This is a genomic window from Phenylobacterium sp. 58.2.17 (assembly GCF_026411515.1).
Classification (GTDB): domain Bacteria; phylum Pseudomonadota; class Alphaproteobacteria; order Caulobacterales; family Caulobacteraceae; genus Phenylobacterium.
Genome location: NZ_JAPMTQ010000008.1, coordinates 62,115 through 84,511 on the forward strand (window position 1 = coordinate 62,115; position 22,397 = coordinate 84,511).

A 22,397-nucleotide genomic window follows, 5' to 3' on the forward strand; every position below is an offset into this window, starting at 1 on the left:
GAACCTGCGTGCCCTACCATCGGAAAACCTCTTGCATCCAAAGGGGCGTCCACACACGGACATTGGCGGCGGGGCGGAAAGCGGTCTCCTTTGAAGGTCCGCTAGCAGGAATGTGGCGTTCGACCGGATCCGACCCTCCTCTGACAAATGGCAGGTCCGCTGAGCGTACCCGCCAAGTCGCTCAGAGCTCGACCTGCTCGGAGATCGACAGGGCGTCGTCGACCTCAATGCCCAGATATCTGACCGTGCTCTCGAGCTTACGATGGCCCAGAAGCAGCTGGCAGGCCCTGAGATTTCCCGTCTTCTTGTAAAGCAGCGCCACCTTCGTGCGACGCAGGCTGTGCGTGCCGTATGCCTCCGCCTCCAGCTCGATCAGCCGAACCCACCTGTCGACCAGCCGCGCGTATTGGCGCGTCGTCACATGACGGCCGGGACGGTTGCGGCTGGGAAACAGCCAATCGTCTCGCCGTGCACCGCGGACCTTCAGCCAGTCCGCGATCGAGCTTCGGGTCGGCTCGGTGATCTCGAATGGAACCGGCCGGCCGGTCTTCTGCTGGATGACCGTCGAGCGGGCGCGAAGCACGCCGCCTGGCGCCACGTCGCTGACTCTGAGGCGGACAAGGTCACAGCCCCTAAGCTTTGAATCGATCGCGCAATTGAAGAGCGCCAGATCGCGACAATACTGGCCCCCTTTCAACTCCTGGCGGATCGCCCAGACGTGTTTGGGCTTTAGCGGCGCCTTGGGGCCGATCAGACGGCCGGCGTTCCAGGGCTTGCTTGGAGTGCGGAATAGATCGGGCTGGCTCATGGCCACCTCCCCTATGTGGCAGCCCCCACATCAGACCGGCGGACGACAGCGGCCGCGCTTGTCCGCAAAGTAGCGCTGGCACCAAGAACCAACCCGTGACCACGGGGCACATCTGGGGCACGCGGCGCGATGGTTGGGCCGTTCAGCCCGTCAGCCTGAAACTGTCAGCGCTCGGCGCAGGGGTGCCTAACTCCCAATGATACAGACGTGGCTGCGCTCTGGCGGCCAATCAACTAAAGCCGCACAGCCCGGAGCCTCAGGGCGTTGCCGACGACGCTGACGCTGGAGAGGGCCATGGCGCCGGCGGCGATGGCCGGAGAGAGCAGCCAGCCGGTGACCGGATAGAGCAGGCCCGCCGCAATCGGTACGCCCGCCACGTTGTATGCGAAGGCGAAGAAGAGGTTCTGGCGGATGTTGCGCATCACCGCGCGCGACAGTCGCCGCGCCTTGACCAATCCCTGCAGGTCGCCCTTGAGCAGCGTGACGCCGGCGCTCTCGATGGCTACGTCGGCCCCCGCGCCCATGGCGACGCCGACCTCGGCGGCGGCCAGCGCCGGCGCGTCGTTCACGCCGTCTCCCGCCATGGCGACCTTCCGCCCTTCCGAGCGAAAGCGCTCGACGACGCTCGCCTTGTCCTGCGGCAAGACCTCGGCGGCGACTTCATCGATACCGAGCTTGCGCGCCACGGCCTCAGCGGTGGTGCGATTGTCGCCCGTCATCATCACCAGACGCACGCCCTCAGATTTCAGGGCGGCGACCGCGGCGGGCGTCGTGGCCTTGATCGGATCGGCGATGGCGAACACCGCCGCCACTTGACCATCAACACCCATGAAGATGGCGGTGGCGCCGTCGGCGCGCAACGCGTCGGCTTCAGCGTCCAGGGCGGTCACCTCCACGCCCTGCTCGGCCATGAACTTGCCAGAGCCAAGGGCCAGCCTACGACCTTCGACGAGTCCCAGCACGCCCTTGCCGACCGGAGAGTCGAACTCGGCTGGCTCTGAAAGGGTAAGGCTCCGCTCGGTCGCCGCCCGCACGATGGCGTCAGCCAGCGGATGCTCGCTGCCGCGTTCGAGGCTCGCCGCCAGGCGCAGGACTTCGTCTTCAGAGAAACCCCGCATACTGCGGACCGAAGTCACCGCAGGACGGCCTTCTGTGAGCGTGCCGGTCTTATCGACGACCAGCGTGTCGATCTTCTCGAAGCGCTCGAGCGCCTCCGCGTTCTTGATCAGCACGCCTGCCTGTGCGCCGCGGCCAACCCCGACCATGATCGAGAGCGGCGTGGCCAGTCCAAGGGCGCAGGGACAAGCGATGATCAGCACCGAGACCGCCGCCACCAGCGCGAACGCAAAGCGCGGCTCGGGCCCGAACAGCGCCCAGCCGGCGAAGGCCGCGACGGCGACGGCGATGACGGCGGGCACGAACCATCCGGACACCTGGTCAGCCATGCGCTGGATCGGAGCGCGGCTCCGCTGGGCCTGCGCCACCATCTGCACGATCTGCGACAAGAGGGTGTCGGCGCCGATCTTGTCGGCGCGCATCACGAAGGAGCCGGTCTTGTTTATCGACCCGCCGATCACCTTGTCGCCGGCGGTCTTGGTCACGGGCATGGACTCGCCTGTCACCATGGACTCGTCGATGGAGACCCGGCCATCGACGACCTCGCCGTCGACCGGGACCTTTTCGCCGGGGCGCACCCGCAGTCGGTCGTCTACTTTGACCAGTTCGAGCGTGACCTCCTCGTCCGAGCCATCTTCCCGCACCCGGCGCGCGGTCTTTGGCGCGAGGTCCAGGAGCGCCTTGATCGCGCCTGAGGTCTGTTCTCGGGCGCGCAGTTCAAGGACCTGGCCCAGGAGCACCAGCACGGTGATCACCGCCGCGGCTTCGAAATAGATCGGAACCGAGCCGTCCATACGTCGGAAGGCGGTGGGGAAGACCTGGGGCGCGACCGTCGCGACGACGCTGTAAAGCCAAGCCACCCCAACGCCCATGGCGATGAGGGTGAACATGTTGAGGCTGCGGTTCTTCAACGAAGCCCAGCCACGGACGAAAAACGGCCAGCCTGACCAAAGCACCACCGGTGTGGCGATGGCCAATTGCGCCCAGTTGGATAGTTGCGGCGCTATCCAACGATGCAGGTCGATTAGGTGGCCCCCCATCTCAAGGGCGAACACCGGAACCGCGAGCGCCAACCCGACCAAGAAGCGGCGCGTCATGTCGGCCAGCTCGGGATTGGGGCCGCTGTCCGCGGTCACCAACTCCGGCTCAAGCGCCATTCCGCAGATCGGACAGTTTCCTGGGCCTAGCTGCCGGATCTGCGGATGCATCGGGCAGGTGTAGATCGTGCCAGCGGGCGGCGAAGGGGAAACAGCCTCTGCCTTCCCCACGTACTTGGCCGGCGCGGCGACGAACTTCGTTCGGCAGCCTGCCGAGCAGAAGTGAAACGTCTCGCCAGCGTGCTGCGCATGGTGCGCGGTTGCGTGGGGATCGACCTTCATCCCGCATACGGGGTCGATGACGGTTTTGGCGCCGACACCGTTGCTCTCATCATGATCGTGAGCAGGGTGCGAATGGTCGCTCATGGAGTCTCCAGGGCCGCGCAGATATCCCCTGAGGGGGGAGGGTATATGTAGGAGCTCATGAAACGCGATTGAAAGCCGGCGCTCCCCAATCGACTGAGCCGCATCGTCCTTGCTCCTAGGCGCTCCACGCGTGCTCCGTGGTTGATCTTTGTCAAAGCGATCAGACGCAAAACAGCTGCAGAGTGGCCCCTGCTAGGTTCCGAGCTTTCTCAGCCAAGGAGCTGTCACATGCGAACCGCTATCCTTACCGCCCTCGCTGCACTTGCCCTCGCCAGCGCGCCTGCCCTCGCGCAGGACGAGCATAAAGCGCACCATCCTGAAGCTGCAACGCCCACCACCATGGCGGACATGTCCAAGATGACGCCTGAGGAACTGCACAAGCACTGCTCGATGATGATGGGCGGGAAGATGCAAGGGACGCCCAAGCACGACCACCCGGCGGACAAGCTGGGGCATGCGCCGGCGATGAAGAAGCCGACCGAGGCCGAAATGAAGGCCATGCACGACAAGTGCGCGGCTGTGATGGCTGCGCCCAAGAAGTAGCGAAACGCGGAGGGTCGTGCGGTGGCGATGCGGACGCGTAGTTTTATTCTGATGCTCCTGACCGCCATCCTGTCGGCGGCGGCCTTTTGGCTGTTGCGCGAGCACTGGGGGCACGTGCTCGGATATGCGCCGTACTTGCTGTTCCTGGCCTGCCCACTGCTGCACCTTTTCCACGGACACGGAGGCCGCGATCATGGTCGGGGCGCCAGCTCAACTGAGCCTGGATCAGGCGCCAACTGAGGGGATGGCCACCGCCAAGCCCGCTGGCGACGCCCGCGAGACGCGGGCCCGCTTAGGTCCCCAATGCACCGGCGCTGCTGACAGGCCTACGAAGGCTGCGCCCGGCTGCTGCGGCGCCTGACGGTCCTCGCGCGGTGCCAACGTACAGCGCCACCGCCAGGATCGCCGCGGCCCCGCGGGAAATCTTCAATCGCCTGGACGATCAGGAAAAGCTCGCCGCCCACATGACGAGGAACTCCGCCATGATGGGCGGCGGCCGAATGATCTACGAGTTTGACGCCCTGGCCGGACGAGCCGTTGGTTCGCACATCCGGATGGGCGGCGACGCCTTCGGCGTTCGCCTCTTCATGGATGAGGTTGTCACGGTGCGCGAGCCTCCCAGGCGCAAGGCTTGGGCCACCACTGGCGACGTCCGCCTGCTCGTGCTGTCCGGCTACCGGATGGGGTTCGACGTGGAGCCCGCCGGCCCCGGATCAGACCTCACGGTCTGGATCGACTACGACCTCCCCCGAAATCCATTCGTCGGACTTGCCGTTGCCCCTATGGCTAAGCTCTACGCCCGCTGGTGCGTGGATCGAATGATGGCGGACGCGCGCGGCGCGCTGACAAGATGAGCGCGGAGCCTGACTTTCCCGGCGCAGGCCGCGCCGTGACCTGGAATTCATGTGACGCCCATCCAAGGGACCAATATAGTAACGGTTGATGCGGCTCCTGCTCGCCATCTTCGCCCTCATGGGGCTGCTTCTCTCGCCGATCGCGGCTTCCGCGGCAGCGCGGGAGTGCGTGGACGCCAGCGAGCCGATGATGATGCAGATGACTGGCGTTGACTTGTCCGGCGACCATCACTGTTGCCCCGACGACGCCAAGCCGGGGCCCTCGCCGACCAAACACGACGCCAAGTCCTGCGCCGCCGCTTGTGCGGTGATGGGCGCGGCGGTGGTCGCCGTCCCTGCGGAATCGCAGTTCTTCGTCTTTGCGCCCCAAGGCCGCGCGCCCCACGAGGCCGTCCCCGCCAAGGCTGTCCGCGCCTACGCTCCGCCGGGTCTCGAACGACCGCCTAGAACCATCGCCTGATCCGACCGCTCTGGCGGTCGAGGGCGCGTCGCCATGGGCGGCGTGCGAGCGCCGTGCTCCGCGCGCGGTCGTGGAAACGTATCAGGCTATTCATCATGAAACTGCTGCACGTCTTGCCCGTGGCGCTCATCGCCACGAGCGCCAGCGCCGAACCGCTGACCTATGCCGAGGCGTTGCGCCGGGCCACTGAGAGCGCGCCGAGCGTCGAGGCCAGCGCCCTTGAGGTGACCGCCGCCCGCGCCGCCGAGCGGGCCGCGGGAAAGCTACCAGACCCGAAGCTCGCCCTCGGGGTGGACAACTACCCAGTGAGCGGCCCCGACGCGGGCCGCTTCGGGGACGACGAAATGACCATGGCCCAGATCGGCGTGCAGCAAGACGTGCCGAACGCCGCGCGGCGCCGGGCTCAGGTCGCAGTTGCTCGCGCCGACAGTGAGACGGCAGCTGCCGGCGCGGCGCTAGAGGCCCGCAAGGCGCGTGTGGCGGCGGCGCTAGCCTGGATTGACCTGTCCTTCGCCGAGCATCGCCTGGCGTCCCTGGACCAACTGACGAAAGGCCTGGAGGGCCTGTGGCGAGGTCAGCCCGCTGCGGTGGCCTCGGGAGCGGCGCGGCCCGCCGCCGGCCTCTCGCCTGCCCGCCTTGGGGCGGAGTTCGCCGACCGGCGGGCCGAGCTGGTCGCCCAGGTGGCCCGCGCCCGGGCCGAGCTGACGCGATGGACCGGTGACCCCGCGCCGTCGACAGCCGGCCCGGCTCCGCGCGTCGATATTGACGAAGCCGCCCTGCGCGCCGGCCTTGCCGCCCATCCGACCATCGCCGCCGCATTGGCGGCCAACCACAAGGCCATCGCCGAGGTGGACGGCGCCCGAGCCGCCAAGCGGCCCGACTGGGGTTTTGAGGTCTCCTATGGCCGGCGCGATCCGATGTTCGGCGACATGGTGTCAGCCGGTATGACCATGACGCTGCCCATCTTCTCGGGGAGCCGCCAGGAACCGGCCATAGCTGCACGGGTGGCGGAAGCCGGCAGGGCGCGCGCCCAGGCCGAGGACCTGCGCCGCAGCCTGTACGCGGCCCTGGAGGCGGACCTCGCCGACCATGAAATGCACCACGAGCAGTGGCGCCGCTCCGTGGACGTGCTGGTCCCCACCGCCGAGCAGACATCCCACCTGGAGGTCGAGAGCTACGGCGCCGGTCGGGCGGCTCTTCCCGACGTGGTTGAGGCCATGAACGGCCTCGCTGACGCGAAGCTGACCGCGCTGGAGCGGGAGGCCATCGTCGTCCGTGACGGCGCACGAATCCAGCTCACCTACGGGAGCGCCCAATGACCCGCGTGCAGCTCATCACCCTGGCCATCACCGGCGTCCTGATCGCGGGAGGCGCCGGGTTCCTGGCTGGGCGGCAGTCAAGGCCCGCAGGACCGGTGCCGACCCAAGCCGAAGAGAGCCGCAAGGTCCTCTACTGGTACGACCCCATGGTCCCGGGTCAGCACTTCACCGAGCCGGGCAGGTCCCCGTACATGGACATGCAGCTCGTGCCCAAATACGCGGACGAGGCCGGGGCCGGCGAGACGCCCGGCGTCCGCATCGACGCCGCCAAGACCCAGAACCTGGGCGTGCGCCTCGCAAAGGCGGTACGCGGGGAACTGCCGAGCGCGCTCTCGACCACGGGCGTCATCGAGTTCAATGAGCGGGACTTGGCGGTCGTGCAGGCGAAGGCCTCCGGCTTTGTGCAACGCACCTATGGCCACGCGCCTGGCGATGTGGTCAGGGCCGGCGCCCCGCTGGCCGACCTCCTCGTACCGGAGTGGGCCGGTGCACAGGGCGAGTACCTGGCCGTCCGCCGCACCGGCGACGAAGCGCTGATCCGTGCAGCCCGCCAGCGCCTGCAACTCCTCGGCATGCCGCCGTCGCTGATCGCCAACGTGGACCTGTCGGGCCGCGTCCGCAACGTGACCACCGTGACCACGCCGGTCGGCGGCGCGATCAAATCTCTCGGCGTCCGGACAGGCATGACCGTCGCCGCCGGCCAGACCCTCGCCGAGCTCAACGGCGTCTCTCGGGTCTGGCTGAACGCCGCCGTGCCCGAAGCCATGGCCGGGCAGGTCCGGCTCGGACAAGCCGCGACGGCGACGCTGACCGCGTTCCCTGGCGAGGCCTTCAACGGACGCGTCACGGCGATCCTGCCTGAGGCGCAGGCGGAGAGCCGCACGCTTACCGTTCGCATCGAGATGCCGAACCCTGCCGGGCGGCTGCGGCCAGGCATGTTCGCCACCGTGCAGTTCGCGGGCGCGCCGGCGCCGGCCCTGCTGGTGCCCTCGGAGGCGGTGATCCGCACCGGGCGGCGAACCCTGGTGATGCTGGGCGCGCCGGATGGGCAGTTCCGGCCCGCCGAGGTCCGCACGGGTCGCGAGGCGGGTGGCAAAACGGAGATCCTGGCCGGCCTCTCAGAGGGCGAGCAGGTCGTGGCTTCCGGTCAATTCCTGATCGACAGCGAAGCAAACTTGTCGGGCGTCGAAGCGCGCCCGGTCACCACAGGCTCTGCACCCGACGCCACGCCAACCCTGGTCGAGGGTATGGGCCGCATCGAGGAGGTCAAAGGCGACTGGATCACGCTGTCACACGGCCCGATCCCCGCCTTGCAGTGGCCTGCGATGACCATGCAGTTCCGGCTCGCCGATCCGACGCTGGCCCGCGGCTTCAAGACCGGTGATCGCGTGACCTTCGCATTCGCGCAGGAACGGGCCGGGCCGACAGTGCGCCGGCTCCAGAAGGCGCCGGTTCAATGATCGCCGCACTGATCCGGGCCTCGGTTAGAGGCCGCTTCTTCGTGCTGCTGGGCGCCCTGGCCTTGCTGATCGCGGGCGTCCTCGCCGTCCGCGCCACGCCAGTGGACGCGCTGCCGGACCTGTCCGACGTGCAGGTGGTCATCCGCACCAGCTATCCGGGCCAAGCGCCGCTGATCGTGGAGAACCAGGTCACCTATCCTCTGACCACCACCATGCTCTCTGTGCCGGGGGCGAAGACGGTCCGCGGTTACTCCTTCTTCGGCGACAGCTTCGTCTACGTGCTGTTCGAGGACGGGACCGACCTCTATTGGGCGCGCTCGCGCGTGCTCGAATACCTGAACCAGGTGCAGGGGCGGCTCCCACCCGGCGCGAAGGCGGCGCTGGGGCCGGACGCCACGGGGGTCGGCTGGATCTACGAGTACGCGCTGGTTGACCGCAGCGGGGGCCACGACCTCGCCCAACTCCGCAGCCTCCAGGACTGGTTCCTGCGCTACGAGCTCAAGAGCCTGCCTGGCGTGGCGGAGGTCGCAAGCATCGGCGGTATGGTCCGGCAGTATCAGGTGGTGCTCGATCCGGCCCGCCTGGCTGCCTTTGGCGTCACCCACCAGCAGGTGGTCGATGCGATCCAGCGCGCCAATCAGGAAGCCGGTGGTTCGGTGCTGGAGCTGGGCGAGGCCGAGTACATGGTGCGCGCCTCCGGCTATCTGAAGACCCTGGACGACTTCCGCGCCATCTCCCTCCGCACCGCTCCGGGTGGCGTCCCCGTGCGCCTGGGTGACGTTGCGACCGTTCAGCTCGGGCCGGAGATGCGCCGCGGCGTGGCTGAGCTGGACGGCCAGGGCGAGGTGGCCGGCGGGGTCGTGGTCATGCGCTCCGGCAAAAACGCCCGCGAAACCATCGGCGCCGTGAAGGACAAGCTGGCCGAGCTGAAGCGGAGCCTGCCGCCCGGCGTCGAGGTGGTCACCACCTATGACCGCTCGCAACTCATCGACCGGGCGATCTCGAACCTCACGAGCAAGCTCATCGAGGAGTTCGTGGTCGTGGCGCTGGTCTGTGGCCTCTTCCTCTGGCACGCGCGCTCGGCGCTGGTCGCCATCGTCACCCTGCCGCTCGGCGTGCTGTTCGCCTTCATTGTCATGCGGCTTCAAGGCGTGAACGCCAACATCATGTCCCTGGGCGGAATCGCCATCGCCATTGGCGCCATGGTCGATGCGGCGGTGGTCATGATCGAGAACGCCCACAAGCGGCTGGAGCGTTGGGGCCACGAGCATCCGGACGAGACGCTGACCAGTGACACGCGTTGGCGGATCGTCACCGAGGCCGCCGCTGAAGTCGGGCCGGCGCTCTTCTTCAGTCTGGTCATCATCACCTTGTCGTTCGTTCCTGTGTTCGCGCTCCAGGCTCAGGAGGGGCGGCTCTTCTCCCCGCTGGCCTTCACCAAGAGCTACGCCATGGCCGGCGCGGCGATCCTGTCGGTGACCCTCGTGCCGGTGCTGATGGGCTACCTGATCGGCGGACGCATCCCCGCCGAGGACGCCAACCCGGTGAACCGGTGGCTGACGCGCGCCTACGAGCCGGCCATCGGCTGGGCGCTGCGACGCCCGCGGACCGTGCTGGTGGTCGCCGTGCTGGCCTTCGCCACCACCGCCTGGCCGCTCAGCCGCATCGGGGGCGAGTTTATCCCACCGATGGACGAGGGTGACCTGCTCTACATGCCCTCGGCCCTGCCGGGGCTGTCGGCGGCCAAGGCCTCGGAGCTGTTGCAGCAGACAGACCGCCTGATCCGCACCGTGCCGGAGGTGAAGAGCGTGTTCGGCAAGGCGGGACGCGCCGAGACGGCGACCGACCCGGCCCCGCTGGAGATGTTCGAGACGACCATCCAGTTCAAGCCGCGCAACCAGTGGCGGCCCGGGATGACGCCCGAGAAGCTGGTGGAGGAACTGGACCGGACGGTGAAGGTCCCCGGCCTCGCCAACGTCTGGGTTCCGCCGATCCGCAACCGTATCGACATGCTGGCGACCGGCATCAAGAGCCCCATCGGCGTGAAGGTGTCAGGCTCCGACCTGGCCCAGCTCGACCGCGTGGCCGCCCAGGTGGAGGTCGTGGCTAGGCGCACGTTGGGCGTTTCCTCTGCGCTGGCCGAGCGGCTGACGGGCGGGCGCTATGTGGACGTGGATATCGACCGCGCAGCAGCAGCTCGCTTCGGCCTCAACATCGTCGACGTGCAGGGCATTGTCGCCGGCGCCATCGGCGGCCAGACCATTGGTGAGACGGTGGAGGGCGTCGCCCGCTACCCGATCAGCGTGCGCTACCCGCGCGAGCTGCGCGACAGCCTGGAGGGCCTGCGGTCTCTGCCCATCCTGACGCCCACTGGCCAGCAGATTACCCTCGGAACGGTGGCGCGCGTTGAGGTCGCTGATGGCCCCCCGATGCTGAAGACCGAGAACGCTCGCCCCTCAACCTGGGTCTATGTGGACGTGCGGGGCCGTGACTTGAACTCAGTGGTGACCGACCTGCGCCGCGCGGTCGCAAAGGAGGTTATGCTGCCGCCCGGCGTGTCGGTCGCCTACTCAGGTCAATTCGAGTACCTGGAGCGGGCGGCCAAGCGGCTCGAGCTGGTCGTGCCGGCGACGCTCGGCATCATCTTCGTCCTGCTCTACCTGACGTTCGGGCGCTTCGATGAGGCGGCCCTCATTATGGGGACGCTGCCGTTCGCGCTCACCGGCGGTGTCTGGGCGCTCTACCTCTTGGGCTACCACCAGTCGGTCGCCACTGGTGTCGGCTTCATCGCCCTGGCCGGCGTCTCCGCCGAGTTCGGTGTCGTCATGCTGATCTACCTGAAGCAGGCCCTGGCCGAACGCGGACCAAACCCAAGCCCCGAGGAGGTGGCCGCCGCCGTGCACGAGGGTGCCCTGCTGCGCGTCCGGCCCAAGGCCATGACCGTCGCCGTGATCCTGGCCGGCCTCACGCCAATCCTGATCGGTCACGGCGCGGGTTCAGAAGTCATGGGCCGCATCGCCGCTCCAATGATCGGCGGCATGCTGACCGCCCCGCTGCTCTCGATGCTCGTTATCCCCGCCGGCTATCTGCTGCTCAGGCAGCGGTGGCCAGCTTCCACACGTTCAACAACGTCTGCCCAGGGAGAATATCCATGAAACGCCTCGCCTTGACCTTCACCGCCCTCGGTCTGGCTGCCGGCCTCGCCGCCTGCAGCAAGAAGCCGGAGACACTACCCGCCGAGGCCGCCGCGCCCGCCGCCGGCGTCACGACGAGCGCCAGCGGCGACATGTCCAAGATGGACATGGCTGCGGACGCCAAGTCGGCCAAGGGCACGGGCACGGTGACCGCCGTCGATACCACCGCCGGCACCATCACCATCGACCACGCCCCGATTCCCGAGGCGAACTGGCCGGCCATGACCATGGCCTTCAGGGCGACGCCCGAGTTGGCCAAGTCCGTGACGCCTGGCGACAAAGTGGCCTTTGAACTGCAACTTCAGGGCGGCGCGGCCGAGGTGACCGCGATCCAAAAGCAATGACGTGATCCAGCGCCCATGAAGGAGCGGGATTCCCATAGAGGACGATCCACTCCGGGTGGGGCGTCTTCATCGCGCAAATGGCGCCCAGCCTTAAGACCCTAGCCCTCGCTGGCCTTTCGCGGGTGCCCCCTCCCCGGCACATCCGAGAAATCGGTGCCTCCGCTCGCGGCTAAGTCATCGGTGGAATGACCGCCTGGCGCCACAAGCTGACTTTGGCGTCAGGCCGCAAATCGGACATTCGACCGTCCCCTGGTAGCGCACCCGGGTAGTCTCATAGGTCAGGCCAAATTGCGGCATCTGCACTGGATTGAACGCGGGCTTGCCGTGTCGAGCCGGTATGGTTCAGGTTGTAGATAGAGTCTGGGCCGATCGGGCTCGCCTGCGTCCGATACTGACGGGCTATGCCGAAAGGCTTCTGGCGGGTGTCATGCTGGTGATTCGCTGCGTAGCCGCCCCACCGAGGCGCCGATGCATGCAAAGCGAGAGAACGTCTCATCGATGAGCAATATTAATATCCGGCGCGTCATCGATAACATCCGATCCGGCACCACAGTCTATACGCCGGTCATCGAACTCATCGTCAACGCCATCCAGGCGATGCCTCCGGGTGAAGGGGCGAACGGCCGTATCGATGTCACCGTGCTACGCGCCCAGGATCTCGGTCTGTTCGACCTAGTTCCCGCTGTCGATGGCTTCGCCGTCCGCGACAACGGTGTGGGGTTCACCAAGACCAATCGCGACGCCTTCGATGAGCTCTACACAGCCAACAAGCTCACCCAGGGAGGCAAAGGTTTCGGCCGCTTCACCTGCCTCAAGTATTTCGACCGGCTGCATGTCGAGAGCGATTTCCGCCACGGCGACACGATGCACCATCGCACCTTCGACATGGGCGTCGAGAACGACATCATTGTTGGCGAGACCATCGGGGCCTCGCAGGCGAAACAAACCGGATCAACCGTCACGATCTCCGGCATCCGCGCTGTCAAGCTGCAGGACCGAGGGGTCGATATCATCGCGCGGTCGCTGGTTGAGAAGCTCCTGCCCTATCTCGTCGACACGACGGTACCCTGCCCTCGCATCGTTGTGCAGGATGTGGGGGGCGTCAATGCCGTCGTTCTCAACGACTACCTGAGCGGCGGAGACGGCCATATCTCGGAGATGAAGGTCGGTGCGCCTGTCTTCACACTGCCAGCCGCCGACGGCTCTCGTGAGTTTTTGGTCCGGGTATTTAAGTTCTATTCGCCGCGCAGCCAGAAGAGCAAAATCAGCCTAGTCGCCCACCGGCGCGAAGTGACGGACATCACGGTCCAGACTTACGTCCCGGAATTCGCCGACGAATTTCACGACGCCGGTCTGCCGGCTGATGAGGGCCGTGACCGGAACTATATCGTCAAGGCCTACGTGTATGGCCCGTATCTCGATGAGAACGTATCGCTTGAGCGGGGCGCATTCCATTTTGGACGTGACACTGACCTGCTTCTGGGCGTGACGCAGGCTCAGATCGAAAGCGCTGCCGCAGACATCACTCGCGAGGCGATGGGCGAGGACATCAGCACCCGCAGGGAGCGCAAACAGAAGCGCATCGACTCCTACGTCGCCAATGAAGCCCCCTGGCACGCCAGCGTCGCCGCCGACGCGGACTTTTCCAGCCTACCGATGAATCCCTCGGACACCGAGATCGAGATTCACCTCCAGCGTCACAAGCACGCGGTTGAGATAAGGACGCGCAGTGAAGTGGCGACGATCCTGGCCAAGCCGGACATGTCGGCGCTGAGCGAGCAGGTCGGCAAGGTCCTCGCGCGGATCTCGCAGACCAGCAAGAATGACCTGGCGCACTATGTATCGATGAGGAAGTGTGTCCTCGACCTGTTCCGGAAGTCTCTCGAGCGCGACGAGCACGGTAGGTACAGATCCGAAGGTGAGGTTCACGATATTATCGTACCTCGCCGGAAGAACAGCGATGATCTCGACTACGACGAGCACAATCTTTGGATTCTCGACGAGCGTCTGAATTTCGCGGACTACCTGACCTCTGATCTCCCGATGAACGGCCCCCAGTCTGATCGGGGCGACGTGACTATCTTCAATCACAAGGTGGCGTTCCGGGGCGAGAACGAGGCCAGTAACCCGATCATCATCTTCGAGTTCAAGCGGCCGCTGCGGCACGATTTCGCCAATCCCTCATCGGATGATGATCCCGTGGAGCAGGTCGTCCGCTACGTGAGACGTTTCCGCTCGGGAGATTTCCAGACGCCGGAGGGTCGCGACATCAGCGTGACGGAGACGACTCCTTTCTACGGGTACGTCATCTGCGACCTGACCACGAAGGTTCGCGACTGGGTGCGGGACGTGAAGGACTTCACGCCCATGCCGGACGGCCTCGGATGGTACCGCTGGTACAGCAACATGAACCTCTACATCGAGGTGCTGAGCTGGGACAAACTCCGCAAAGACGCCGAGATGCGGAATAAGATCTTCTTCCATAAGCTCGGCATCTAGTCGCGATCTGTGTCGCATCAGCGCCCGCCAGACGTGCGCCACCTTCTGCCGTTGGCTTGCCTCTAGGAATGTGAGTTCAGAGGGAAGGCTGACTGCGACCTCATCCGGCAAGCCCAACACCCACGGTTGAGACCTACATGCAGCGCCACCATTCGCTTCAAGAGACGCCGATGTCCCAGACGCAGTCGCCCGCATATGATCAACCCACTAAGGCGCTGGCGCGTCGACGCTCTCTGACCCACGCGATTGAATTGGTGACGTCCCGGCGCGAGGCCGCTGCGATCGTGCCGGCCGACCATGTCGAACGCGTCCGTCAGGCCCTGCTGAACAGCGATACGTGGGGCGATACGTGGGCGGGAGACAATTGCGATCCCAAGGATATCGCCTCCTGGCGCAGCTTTAGGGCCGCCGCCATTGGAACGCGGACGCCTCAGGAGATCACCGTCGCCTATCTGGCCGGTCCCGAGCCCGACAACGACCTCGAGGTGCTACTTGAGCTGGGCGTGCGCCCCGAGAACATCTGGGCCTTCGAGGTCGACAAGAAGATCGCTGCCCAGGGCCTGGACACGCTTCGGGATCTGAAGGCGCGCGGCGTCAAGTTCATCCCAGCCAGCATTGAGGACTACTTCATCGCCACGCCCCGGCGATTTGACATCATCTATTTCGACGCTTGTGGTCCGTTCCCCAGTAGGAACTCCGACACCGCGCGAGTCCTGGCCACCCTGTTCCGCCACAGCGCTCTGGCACCTCTGGGTGTGCTGGTTAGCAACTTCGCACGACCCGACATCAACAAGTCCGAGGAACTGACTCGCTTCAGCTTCCTGATCGGTGCCTACCTCTACCCAAAGAGCTTCCTGGAGTCGGAAAACGGTGGAAGCGTCGAAGGTCCCGAGGCCTACGGCTTCCTCTTCAACCCCTCGGCCGAGTTGACCGACGAATGGAGCGATAGCGATCCGCCCGCCGATTTCCTCGACGAAGTGAAGGCGAACTTCGAGCGCTACTACGGCCTCTTTATCACCCGCAGCATCATGGACCTGGCTACGATCGTTGCACCAACGGCCAGGCTGCTGAGCGGCGATCTCTGGAAGATCGCGTTCGACAAGGACCTCACGGCCGCGATTGCCCGCGGCCGGCGCTTGGTCATCTTCAACGAAGAGGCGTTCAAAAGTGGTGACGACGAGGGCGATGCCGGAGCCGACCATATGGACTCCGACGGCGACGCCATCGTCCATTCCGACTTCAACTCACTGCTCTGGACCCTGGCGGCATGCGGGTACTACGCGGTGGACCTCAACTTCGGCGCGCCGCCGACCGATGCCAAGACGCTCTTCAATCCGTGGCGCAACGCGCTGATCGGCAAGCCCGCCGGCGGCGGCTATCCGCTCGAAGATCTGATGGCCGTCTACTATGCTTGGCGTCACGACCCGCAGCTGTGGTCGGAAGCTATGCGACGGATCGCTGACTTTCCGTATCGGGAGGAGATGCCCTTCCTGTGTGACGTGCCGACCCAGGAACTGGGCTTCTACCCGGCGTTCGCACAGTTGGCCTACCCGACCCATCCGAACGTGCGCGAAACCCGGCGCTTCCGATACGTCGCCGAAGGCAAGCAGACGCCGATGTTCATGGACGTTATCGCCTTCGACGAGTGCCGCTACGTCTATGACTGGCTTTCAGCCCTGCACCTGACGCCGGAGGATTGGGGCGATCTGTCAGCGCAACTGACTTTTCGCTTCGCCCTCGACGGCATCGCCAAGGACAAGCGCTGGATGGGCGACGATTTCCTCTACGGGTGTCACGTCGTGGGCGAGAATGCCGACTTCCCAACCGGCGATCTGCAACTGCGCGAGGATCTTTCGCCGGGCGAGCCACAGCTTGCTACTCCAGTAGACAACGATCCGCCCCCCCCTGCCTGCTGATCCAGCCAGCGCCGCCCAAGCGGCGGCGCGAGCGGTCTGCGCGTTGTCTTGCAATCTTGAATTGATATCCCCAAACGGTGCGGGGGTTCCCGCATGACCCGCTTTTCGCGAGTTCCTACGCCCAGGTTGAACAACCTCCGCTATAGTCGAGGCGCCGACTCTTGCGCGCGTGGCGCATGATCGAGGAGAGGGCCCATGGCCGACGAAAAGCCCGGGAGAACGTTCCAGTTCCTTCGTAACGGGAACGCCGATCCCGAGGACCTGGCCTGGCCGAAGGGCGCCGACACCGTGCGGCAGGCGATCTCTGAAGCGATGAACGCGAAGAACATCGCCTTCCTCCTGGGGGCCGGCTGCTCCTCGCTGATGAAAGATGGGGTCGAGCTAGGCATCTCGACCATGGCGCCACTGGCCAAGGAGTTCTGCTGCGAGACCCTGCAGGCGCAGGCGGACGGCTTCTACACCGACGCGCCGAAAGAAACGGCACCCGATCCGAAGGCCCCCGAAGGCGACGGTGACGCGACTGCTCAGGCCGCCGAGGAAACTGCACACGAAGAAGGGCAGGACACCTGGGATGACGACGACGAGGACGATCCGTTCGGAATCGGCCCGCCGCCAAAAGCCGAGGACGTTGAACCCGATCCACCGAAGTCGCCGGCTCCTTGGCGACTGACGAAGGAGGAGCTGACCTACCTCGACGGGCTCGGCATCGATCTGGAACAGGGCTACATCCGCAACCTTGAGCGCCTGATGGAGGTGTTGTTCGCCCAGCGTTTCGTGCTGCGCGCCAGCAACAGCGCGGCGCACTGGCCGGCGCGGGACCTGATCGACGGGATCATCAAGAAGGTCCAGGACTTCCTCTGGCTGCGGGTGACGCAGGGCGCCTTTGCCGGGAGCGACACGTCCGTCCGCGATCTCTACGAACGGTTCTACAAAAAGCTGGTTCTTCGCGACCGCTCGCTGCCGCGTCCGTGGGTCTTCACGACCAACTATGACCACTTCAGTGAACTGGCGATGGATCGCCTTGGCGTGCCCTACGCCAACGGCTTTTCGGGGGTCGTCGAGAGGCGCTTCAATCCGGCGACCTACCGCTATGCGCTGGCCGAGCAGCTCGATGTCGCGAGCCGCAAATGGAGCGCGGTCGACGCCTTCGTCTATCTGGTCAAGCTGCACGGGTCGGTGACCTGGACCGAAGACGACCATGGCCTCTTTCCGATCAAGGAAGTTTGGCCGCCCACCGACGCAACCCGGATGATGATCTATCCCACGCCGGCTAAGCAGAACTCCTCGCTCGGCTCGCCCTACGCCGATCTCTTTCGGGAATTTCAATCACGCATCGTCCGTGAGCAGAGCGTGCTGATCACCGCCGGCTACGCCTTCGGAGACGAGCATCTCAACAACATCATCTACCAAGCGCTGACGATCCCGACCTTCCGCCTGGTGATCTTCGCGGCGGTTGATACGGAGGGTGAAATCGCGAAGTTGCGCGCGCTCCGCGACCCTCGCATCTGGATCATCGGCGGAGACGGTCCCGGAGCCGGCAGCCGGGCGCACTATTTCGATTCGATCGTCGAGCACTTCATGCCGCAGCGACCTAGCGATCGGATTGATGACGCTGTCCGCAAAGTCCTTAGCGACCTCGCGCCACCGCCGAAGACGGACGACGAGCCATGAGCCACGACGATCGCAAAAGGGCGATCGGCAAGGTCGTGTCCGTCGCCGCCGACCGCTTCGTCGTCGAGATGCACGCCGGTACCGACAACTTCACCGTCGTCGGCTTCGACGACGTCCACTATGTCGCACGGCTCGGGTCATTCCTGATGATCCCGGCCCAGACCGAATACGTGGTCGGCGAGGTAATAGGACTACGCGAACGCGACGCCACCGCGCCGGGGGACCGCGGCGACTTCGATCGGGCGGGCTCGGCCAAATACTTGGATGTTGTCCCAGTCGGCATGTTGCCGATGGACGGCGGCAGCTTCCGCTTCGGCGTCTCGATTTTCCCGTCGCTGTACGCTGACGCGCTCTATGCCCTCGACGACGAGCTGGACCGCATCTTCGACACCGACAACGCGATTGAGGCGGTGCCCGCTCCCTGCCAAACGCCAGGAGCGGACCGGTTCAAGGCCATCCCTATCGGCAAGTCGGTCGTGTTCGAGGACTACGAGGTCAAGGTTCGTCTCAATGAGTTCTTTGGCGGCCACGTGGCCGTGCTAGGCAACACCGGCAGCGGGAAGTCCTGCACCGTCGCTTCGATCCTCCAGACTCTCTTCCGCAAGCCGACCGAGCACCATGCCCGGGGTGCCACGTTCGTGGTGTTCGACGTCAACGGCGAATATCACGAAGCCCTCTCGCCGCTCGCCAAACCGGGCCGCATCGGGGTCAAGCGCGTCGTGCTGGACGGGACGACGGCGGGTTTCCGGCTGCCCCATTGGTTTCTGGAGATGTCGGAGTGGGAGCTGCTGCTGCAGGCCAGCGAGCGCACTCAATTGCCGGTTCTAAGGACCGCGCTTGGCCTGACAAGCCTCTTCCACGCCAAGACGTCCGATGCTCTGGCGCTGCGGGAGCACTTCATCGCCACCTGCATCGTGGAGTGCTTCCGCGGCGCTGACGGCGACGGATCAGTCTCGAAGTTCCAGCGGGTGGTGTCGCTGCTCCAAAAGTACCCGACCAAAGACTTAAATATGGCCCTGCTCAACAAGTTCGGGCCGAACATGCAGTACGGGAACTTCACCGGCGCCAACGGTCAGGCGCTCTTCCTGACGGAAGTGCGCAAGAAGCTCCGAGAAGACGTTCCGCTGCCAGCCTACACACGCACTCCCTTCTCGTTCGACGAACTGCACGAGTGTCTGGACTTCGCGATCCTCTATGAGGAGGCCCACGGCAACCGCCAGATCAGGGACTATTGCTCGGCGATGGTGACGCGGCTGAAGTCGCTGCAAGAGCGCGTCGAATACGCCTTCCTTCGGCACGAGGGCACCGACGTCGCCAGTGCGCCCAGCGACCTCGACTTCCTGGCGGATATCGTCGGGCTCGACGCCAAGGGCACCGGCTATGCGAAGTGCGACCAGATCATCATCATCGACCTCAACTCGGTCGAGGACGAGATCGTCGAACTGGTGAGCGCGGTAATCGCCCGGATGCTTTTTCGGCTGCTGCGCCGGGCGGAGCCGCGCAATCGTTTCCCTATCCACCTCCTGCTGGAGGAGGCCCATCGCTACATTGCCTCGACCCCGTCTCGGTTCTCGATCGATGCGACAAAGATTTTCGAGCGGATCGCCAAGGAGGGCCGCAAGTACGGCATGTTCGTGATGCTTGCGTCGCAGCGCCCGAGCGAGTTGTCCAAGACGGTCCTCAGCCAATGCTCCAACTTTCTGGTCCACCGGATTCAAAACCCTGACGACCTGTCCCAAATCCGCCAGATGACCCCGTTTATTTCCGACGCGGTGCTCAAGCGATTGCCATCGCTTCCACGTCAGCACGCTCTGGTATTTGGGACGTCCGTGAACCTGCCGACCACCTTTAAGGTCGGTCAGGCCTCGCCTAGACCGCGCAGCGACGACACGGCCGTGGTCGATCTCTGGTTCCATGAGGAAGGGCGGATGGCCGACCTACATCTTGGCCCGCCCGCCGCCGAACCCGACGAGGACGACTTCAGTGACTTCGTCTGATCAACTCGAGTCGATGGCGCAGTACCTTGAGGCCTCAGGCGACTACCGCGTCGTCCGGCGTCTGAAACCGCGGCTCGGGAACATTCCCCCGCCTGGCGTACCCACTTGGTATGGCCTCGTCGTCGATGTCGAGACGACGGGACTGGACGCTCGCAAGGACGAAATCATCGAGCTGGCGATGACCCCGTTTACCTACGGGCGCGACGGGACGATCTACATGGTTGGCGGTAGTTTCTCCGCCTTACGCCAACCCAGCGTGCCGATCAGCCCGGCAATCACCGGCATCACCGGCATCACCAATGAGATGCTGGCCGGGATGACGATAAATCCCGCTGACGTCGCGCAGTTCGCGGCACCAGCGTCTTTGATCATTGCCCACAACGCCGCCTTCGACCGGCGCTTCCTCGAGCGCTTCAGCGACGTCTTCACGACCAAGCCCTGGGCCTGTTCGCTTAGCCAAATCGACTGGGCGGCCGAAGGGTTCGAGGGCACGAAGCTCGCCTATCTCGCCCAGGCTGCGGGCTTCTTTTACGACCGGCATCGGGCGATGCACGACTGCCTTGCCACGGTTGAACTCCTGTCGGCGCCGCTACCGCGGTCCGGCGTCACCGGCCTCAGCCGCCTGTTGGACGCCGCCCGCCTCCCCACTTGGCGCATCTGGGCGGAAAACTCCCCCTTTGACCTCAAGGACATCCTCAAGGCCCGAGGCTACCGATGGAATGGCGACGGCGGTCCTCAACCGCGGGCTTGGTATATCGATGTGCCCGACGCCGAGCGTGATCCGGAGCTTCACTTCTTGAAGACGAAAATCTACCGCCGCGACGTCGGCCTCACCATTCGGCGGATCGAGGCTCACGACCGTTTCTCAGACCGCGTCTGATCCCTCAACAATGGCCGTGAGCCTGACCACGTCAGTCCGTCGGGCGCTCCTTTCAATTGATGCGGTCGCGGCGTCGGACTCTGTCCGACTTCAACCGTCATCGCGTACTCCGCATCCTGGCCGGCAGCGATACCCCTGTTAGGGAGTCGAATCCCCTGGCGGTAAGCGGATCTTCCGACGTCCGGCAACGAGTCAGGTTCTGCCGATGTTGGCCACATGCAGAAGCCGCGCTGCCTGAGAGCAGACCATCTGAACTTCGGCCAGGAGCCCGGCACAAACGCACCGGATTTAGGTTCCAGCGCCAGCCGCGAAGCAGACCCTCCGAACGTCGGCTTTGAGCCCATTGCGGGCGTCGTCTACGAGGCGGCTGCCTCAGCTCGCAGGGCCGAGAGCCGCTCCTCGCAGGATTGGCGCACGAGGTCAGACAGGACCCGGATCCGCTCGTCGATCCACGCGAGTTCTTCCGCGCTGATCTTGTAGTGCTCGGAGTAGCGAGCATCGACGTACGCGCGTCTTAGAAGCTCGAAACAGCGCTGTTCGAACTTCGTCCTGCGCGGCCAGGCCGTAGTAAGCCGCCCATCGAGTTGCTCGGCCTGCGAACGCAGGAAGTTCAATTTGTGGGACTTCGGGCTGTAGAGCGTCAGCACCAGCAGCAGGCAGTGATAGAGGCGCTCCGTCGCCTGGTGGTACAGAAACGCGGCGAGCTTTCCCTTGCCCTTTGCAACTTGCTCCGAAGCGGCTTGCCGAAAGTCCTCGGCGCTCTCGAACCACTCCCTGAAGAACCCTTCCGCCTCCACGAGCGCTTCAGCGGGCTCCAGCTTCTTCGGGCGATCAAAGGGATGGCCTGGGGCTTCGTAGAGCACGACGCCGTCGCGGACGATGTCGGTGAAGAAGTACCGGCCGTGCTTCAGCCGCTTGTTCACGTCAGCCAGGCTATGGACGATGAAATTCACCGGCGCAGTTAGCCGATGGGCGATCTGATACTCACGCAACAGGTGGTCGTCCGCGCCCGCCCAGAACTCCAGAACGTCGGTGAGCTTCTCGTGGTTTACGACCACGAGCAGATCGTAGTCCGAGACGTAGCCGCCAACCGGATCGTCCACCCAGTCGCCGCGGGCGTACGATCCGAACAGGATCACCTTCAGGATCTGGCCATCACGCTTGTGCTCAGAGTGACCACCGGCGGTCGCCGCCTCAAACTCGGAGAAAAGGATCTCCGCCGCGCGGGCCAGTTCCCGTCGCTTGGTCTCCGGCAAATGATCCTGGCTGGACTTCATGTCCCTATGTCCCGTGAACCAGCCAAGGTTGCAAGACGGCTGCGAGCGTCAAAGCTTCAGGACGAAGCGCCACCAAGCAGGCGCATGTAGCCGCCGTCCGCCATCGCCCTGCCCGTCCTTACCAGCCTGATGGCTGCGTCCCGGATCGAAGAGGTGCGCCAGTCGTAGCGCGCAACCGCTTCTGGGCCGAAAATCTGGACGGCGATCTGCCGATAAGTCGCCTGCGCCTGCACCGCGTCTAAGGCGATCAGGGACCTGCGCAGTCGAACTTGCTGCTGCAACGTCAAATCCTCACTGATCACGCCGCCGCTTAAGATCCTGTCCAGGTCGCGAGCGCCCTTGAGCGCAGCCGAGAATGATCCAGCTATCGGGATCATGGCAGCAAGAGGCGCGGAGGGGTCTCCCCCTTCCACATAGACCTGCAGACCGCCTCGCAAACGCAAGTGCAGGCCCTCTACCGTTCGGCGCTGGGCAATGACGTCGGCAGAGCTGGAAAGGGGTAGCCCCGAGCTGCCTGCCGACGGCCGCAGCCAAACGACGCTTGTGGGCGCAGTTTCAGGACACCAAAAGACCTGCGCGGCGCTGGCGTCGGCCAT

17 protein-coding genes are annotated in these 22,397 nt (G+C 65.1%); 13 read left to right on the forward strand and 4 right to left on the reverse strand.

Annotated features, from left to right (window positions below):
• Positions 1 to 181 precede the first annotated feature (181 nt).
• Positions 182 to 808 (reverse strand): tyrosine-type recombinase/integrase, encoded by a 627-nt coding sequence (locus OUA97_RS08120; RefSeq protein ID WP_267231342.1) that lies wholly within the window; start codon positions 806 to 808, stop codon positions 182 to 184.
• A gap of 233 nt (positions 809 to 1,041) precedes the next feature.
• Positions 1,042 to 3,387, reverse strand: coding sequence for a heavy metal translocating P-type ATPase (locus tag OUA97_RS08125; protein WP_267231343.1), 2,346 nt, complete (start codon positions 3,385 to 3,387; stop codon positions 1,042 to 1,044).
• A gap of 228 nt (positions 3,388 to 3,615) precedes the next feature.
• Between OUA97_RS08125 and OUA97_RS08130 the strand changes: the two genes are divergently transcribed.
• From OUA97_RS08130 to OUA97_RS08190, 13 genes are all read left to right on the forward strand, one after another.
• Entirely contained in the window at positions 3,616 to 3,930 is a 315-nt protein-coding gene (locus OUA97_RS08130) for a hypothetical protein (protein WP_267231345.1), read from the forward strand.
• A 51-nt stretch (positions 3,931 to 3,981) separates the two neighbouring features.
• Entirely contained in the window at positions 3,982 to 4,170 is a 189-nt protein-coding gene (locus tag OUA97_RS08135) for a DUF2933 domain-containing protein (protein WP_267231346.1), read from the forward strand.
• 134 nt (positions 4,171 to 4,304) lie between these two features.
• Positions 4,305 to 4,784 (forward strand): SRPBCC family protein, encoded by a 480-nt coding sequence (locus OUA97_RS08140; protein WP_267231347.1) that lies wholly within the window; start codon positions 4,305 to 4,307, stop codon positions 4,782 to 4,784.
• Between the two features lie 88 nt (positions 4,785 to 4,872).
• On the forward strand, positions 4,873 to 5,244 hold the full coding sequence (locus tag OUA97_RS08145; RefSeq protein WP_267231348.1) for a hypothetical protein: 372 nt from the start codon (positions 4,873 to 4,875) through the stop codon (positions 5,242 to 5,244).
• Positions 5,245 to 5,339: 95 nt separating this feature from the next.
• Positions 5,340 to 6,563 (forward strand): TolC family protein, encoded by a 1,224-nt coding sequence (locus OUA97_RS08150; protein WP_267231349.1) that lies wholly within the window; start codon positions 5,340 to 5,342, stop codon positions 6,561 to 6,563.
• Entirely contained in the window at positions 6,560 to 8,023 is a 1,464-nt protein-coding gene (locus OUA97_RS08155) for an efflux RND transporter periplasmic adaptor subunit (protein ID WP_267231350.1), read from the forward strand. Before OUA97_RS08150 ends, OUA97_RS08155 begins: the two co-directional genes overlap by 4 nt.
• The gene (locus tag OUA97_RS08160) at positions 8,020 to 11,178 is read left to right on the forward strand and encodes an efflux RND transporter permease subunit (RefSeq protein WP_267231351.1); all 3,159 of its coding nucleotides are present in this window, start codon (positions 8,020 to 8,022) and stop codon (positions 11,176 to 11,178) included. Before OUA97_RS08155 ends, OUA97_RS08160 begins: the two co-directional genes overlap by 4 nt.
• Positions 11,175 to 11,561, forward strand: a complete 387-nt coding sequence (locus tag OUA97_RS08165; protein WP_267231352.1) for a copper-binding protein — start codon at positions 11,175 to 11,177, stop codon at positions 11,559 to 11,561. The genes OUA97_RS08160 and OUA97_RS08165 overlap by 4 nt, the downstream gene beginning before the upstream one ends.
• Positions 11,562 to 12,059: 498 nt before the next feature.
• Positions 12,060 to 14,060 carry an ATP-binding protein gene (locus tag OUA97_RS08170; RefSeq protein ID WP_267231353.1) on the forward strand — a complete coding sequence of 667 codons (2,001 nt, stop codon included), beginning with the start codon at positions 12,060 to 12,062 and terminating at the stop codon, positions 14,058 to 14,060.
• A 170-nt stretch (positions 14,061 to 14,230) separates the two neighbouring features.
• Positions 14,231 to 15,976, forward strand: coding sequence for a class I SAM-dependent methyltransferase (locus OUA97_RS08175; RefSeq protein WP_267231354.1), 1,746 nt, complete (start codon positions 14,231 to 14,233; stop codon positions 15,974 to 15,976).
• A 195-nt stretch (positions 15,977 to 16,171) separates the two neighbouring features.
• Positions 16,172 to 17,647 carry an SIR2 family protein gene (locus OUA97_RS08180; RefSeq protein ID WP_267231355.1) on the forward strand — a complete coding sequence of 492 codons (1,476 nt, stop codon included), beginning with the start codon at positions 16,172 to 16,174 and terminating at the stop codon, positions 17,645 to 17,647.
• Positions 17,644 to 19,644 carry an ATP-binding protein gene (locus tag OUA97_RS08185; protein WP_267231356.1) on the forward strand — a complete coding sequence of 667 codons (2,001 nt, stop codon included), beginning with the start codon at positions 17,644 to 17,646 and terminating at the stop codon, positions 19,642 to 19,644. Before OUA97_RS08180 ends, OUA97_RS08185 begins: the two co-directional genes overlap by 4 nt.
• 13 nt (positions 19,645 to 19,657) lie before the next feature.
• Complete coding sequence (locus OUA97_RS08190) at positions 19,658 to 20,524, forward strand: 3'-5' exonuclease (protein WP_267231357.1); 867 nt, start codon at positions 19,658 to 19,660, stop codon at positions 20,522 to 20,524.
• A gap of 356 nt (positions 20,525 to 20,880) precedes the next feature.
• Here OUA97_RS08190 and OUA97_RS08195 read toward each other — a convergent pair whose 3' ends face one another.
• Together OUA97_RS08195 and OUA97_RS08200 are read right to left on the reverse strand one after the other, a co-directional pair.
• On the reverse strand, positions 20,881 to 21,801 hold the full coding sequence (locus OUA97_RS08195) for a HEPN domain-containing protein (RefSeq protein WP_267231358.1): 921 nt from the start codon (positions 21,799 to 21,801) through the stop codon (positions 20,881 to 20,883).
• A 56-nt stretch (positions 21,802 to 21,857) separates the two neighbouring features.
• Positions 21,858 to 22,397 (reverse strand): DUF2285 domain-containing protein, encoded by a 540-nt coding sequence (locus OUA97_RS08200; RefSeq protein ID WP_267231359.1) that lies wholly within the window; start codon positions 22,395 to 22,397, stop codon positions 21,858 to 21,860.

Excerpts from the sequence above, each read along its gene's own strand:
- OUA97_RS08165 (WP_267231352.1), top strand. The coding sequence starts at position 11,175 with ATGAAACGCCTCGCCTTGACCTTCACCGCCCTCGGTCTGGCTGCCGGC.
- OUA97_RS08120 (WP_267231342.1), bottom strand. The coding sequence starts at position 808 with ATGAGCCAGCCCGATCTATTCCGCACTCCAAGCAAGCCCTGGAACGCC.
- OUA97_RS08185 (WP_267231356.1), top strand. The coding sequence starts at position 17,644 with ATGAGCCACGACGATCGCAAAAGGGCGATCGGCAAGGTCGTGTCCGTC.
- OUA97_RS08145 (WP_267231348.1), top strand. The coding sequence starts at position 4,873 with ATGCGGCTCCTGCTCGCCATCTTCGCCCTCATGGGGCTGCTTCTCTCG.
- OUA97_RS08170 (WP_267231353.1), top strand. The coding sequence starts at position 12,060 with ATGAGCAATATTAATATCCGGCGCGTCATCGATAACATCCGATCCGGC.
- OUA97_RS08150 (WP_267231349.1), top strand. The coding sequence starts at position 5,340 with ATGAAACTGCTGCACGTCTTGCCCGTGGCGCTCATCGCCACGAGCGCC.
- OUA97_RS08190 (WP_267231357.1), top strand. The coding sequence starts at position 19,658 with ATGGCGCAGTACCTTGAGGCCTCAGGCGACTACCGCGTCGTCCGGCGT.
- OUA97_RS08160 (WP_267231351.1), top strand. The coding sequence starts at position 8,020 with ATGATCGCCGCACTGATCCGGGCCTCGGTTAGAGGCCGCTTCTTCGTG.
- OUA97_RS08135 (WP_267231346.1), top strand. The coding sequence starts at position 3,982 with ATGCTCCTGACCGCCATCCTGTCGGCGGCGGCCTTTTGGCTGTTGCGC.
- OUA97_RS08200 (WP_267231359.1), bottom strand. The coding sequence starts at position 22,397 with ATGGCCGACGCCAGCGCCGCGCAGGTCTTTTGGTGTCCTGAAACTGCG.
- OUA97_RS08175 (WP_267231354.1), top strand. The coding sequence starts at position 14,231 with ATGTCCCAGACGCAGTCGCCCGCATATGATCAACCCACTAAGGCGCTG.
- OUA97_RS08180 (WP_267231355.1), top strand. The coding sequence starts at position 16,172 with ATGGCCGACGAAAAGCCCGGGAGAACGTTCCAGTTCCTTCGTAACGGG.
- OUA97_RS08130 (WP_267231345.1), top strand. The coding sequence starts at position 3,616 with ATGCGAACCGCTATCCTTACCGCCCTCGCTGCACTTGCCCTCGCCAGC.
- OUA97_RS08155 (WP_267231350.1), top strand. The coding sequence starts at position 6,560 with ATGACCCGCGTGCAGCTCATCACCCTGGCCATCACCGGCGTCCTGATC.
- OUA97_RS08125 (WP_267231343.1), bottom strand. The coding sequence starts at position 3,387 with ATGAGCGACCATTCGCACCCTGCTCACGATCATGATGAGAGCAACGGT.
- OUA97_RS08195 (WP_267231358.1), bottom strand. The coding sequence starts at position 21,801 with ATGAAGTCCAGCCAGGATCATTTGCCGGAGACCAAGCGACGGGAACTG.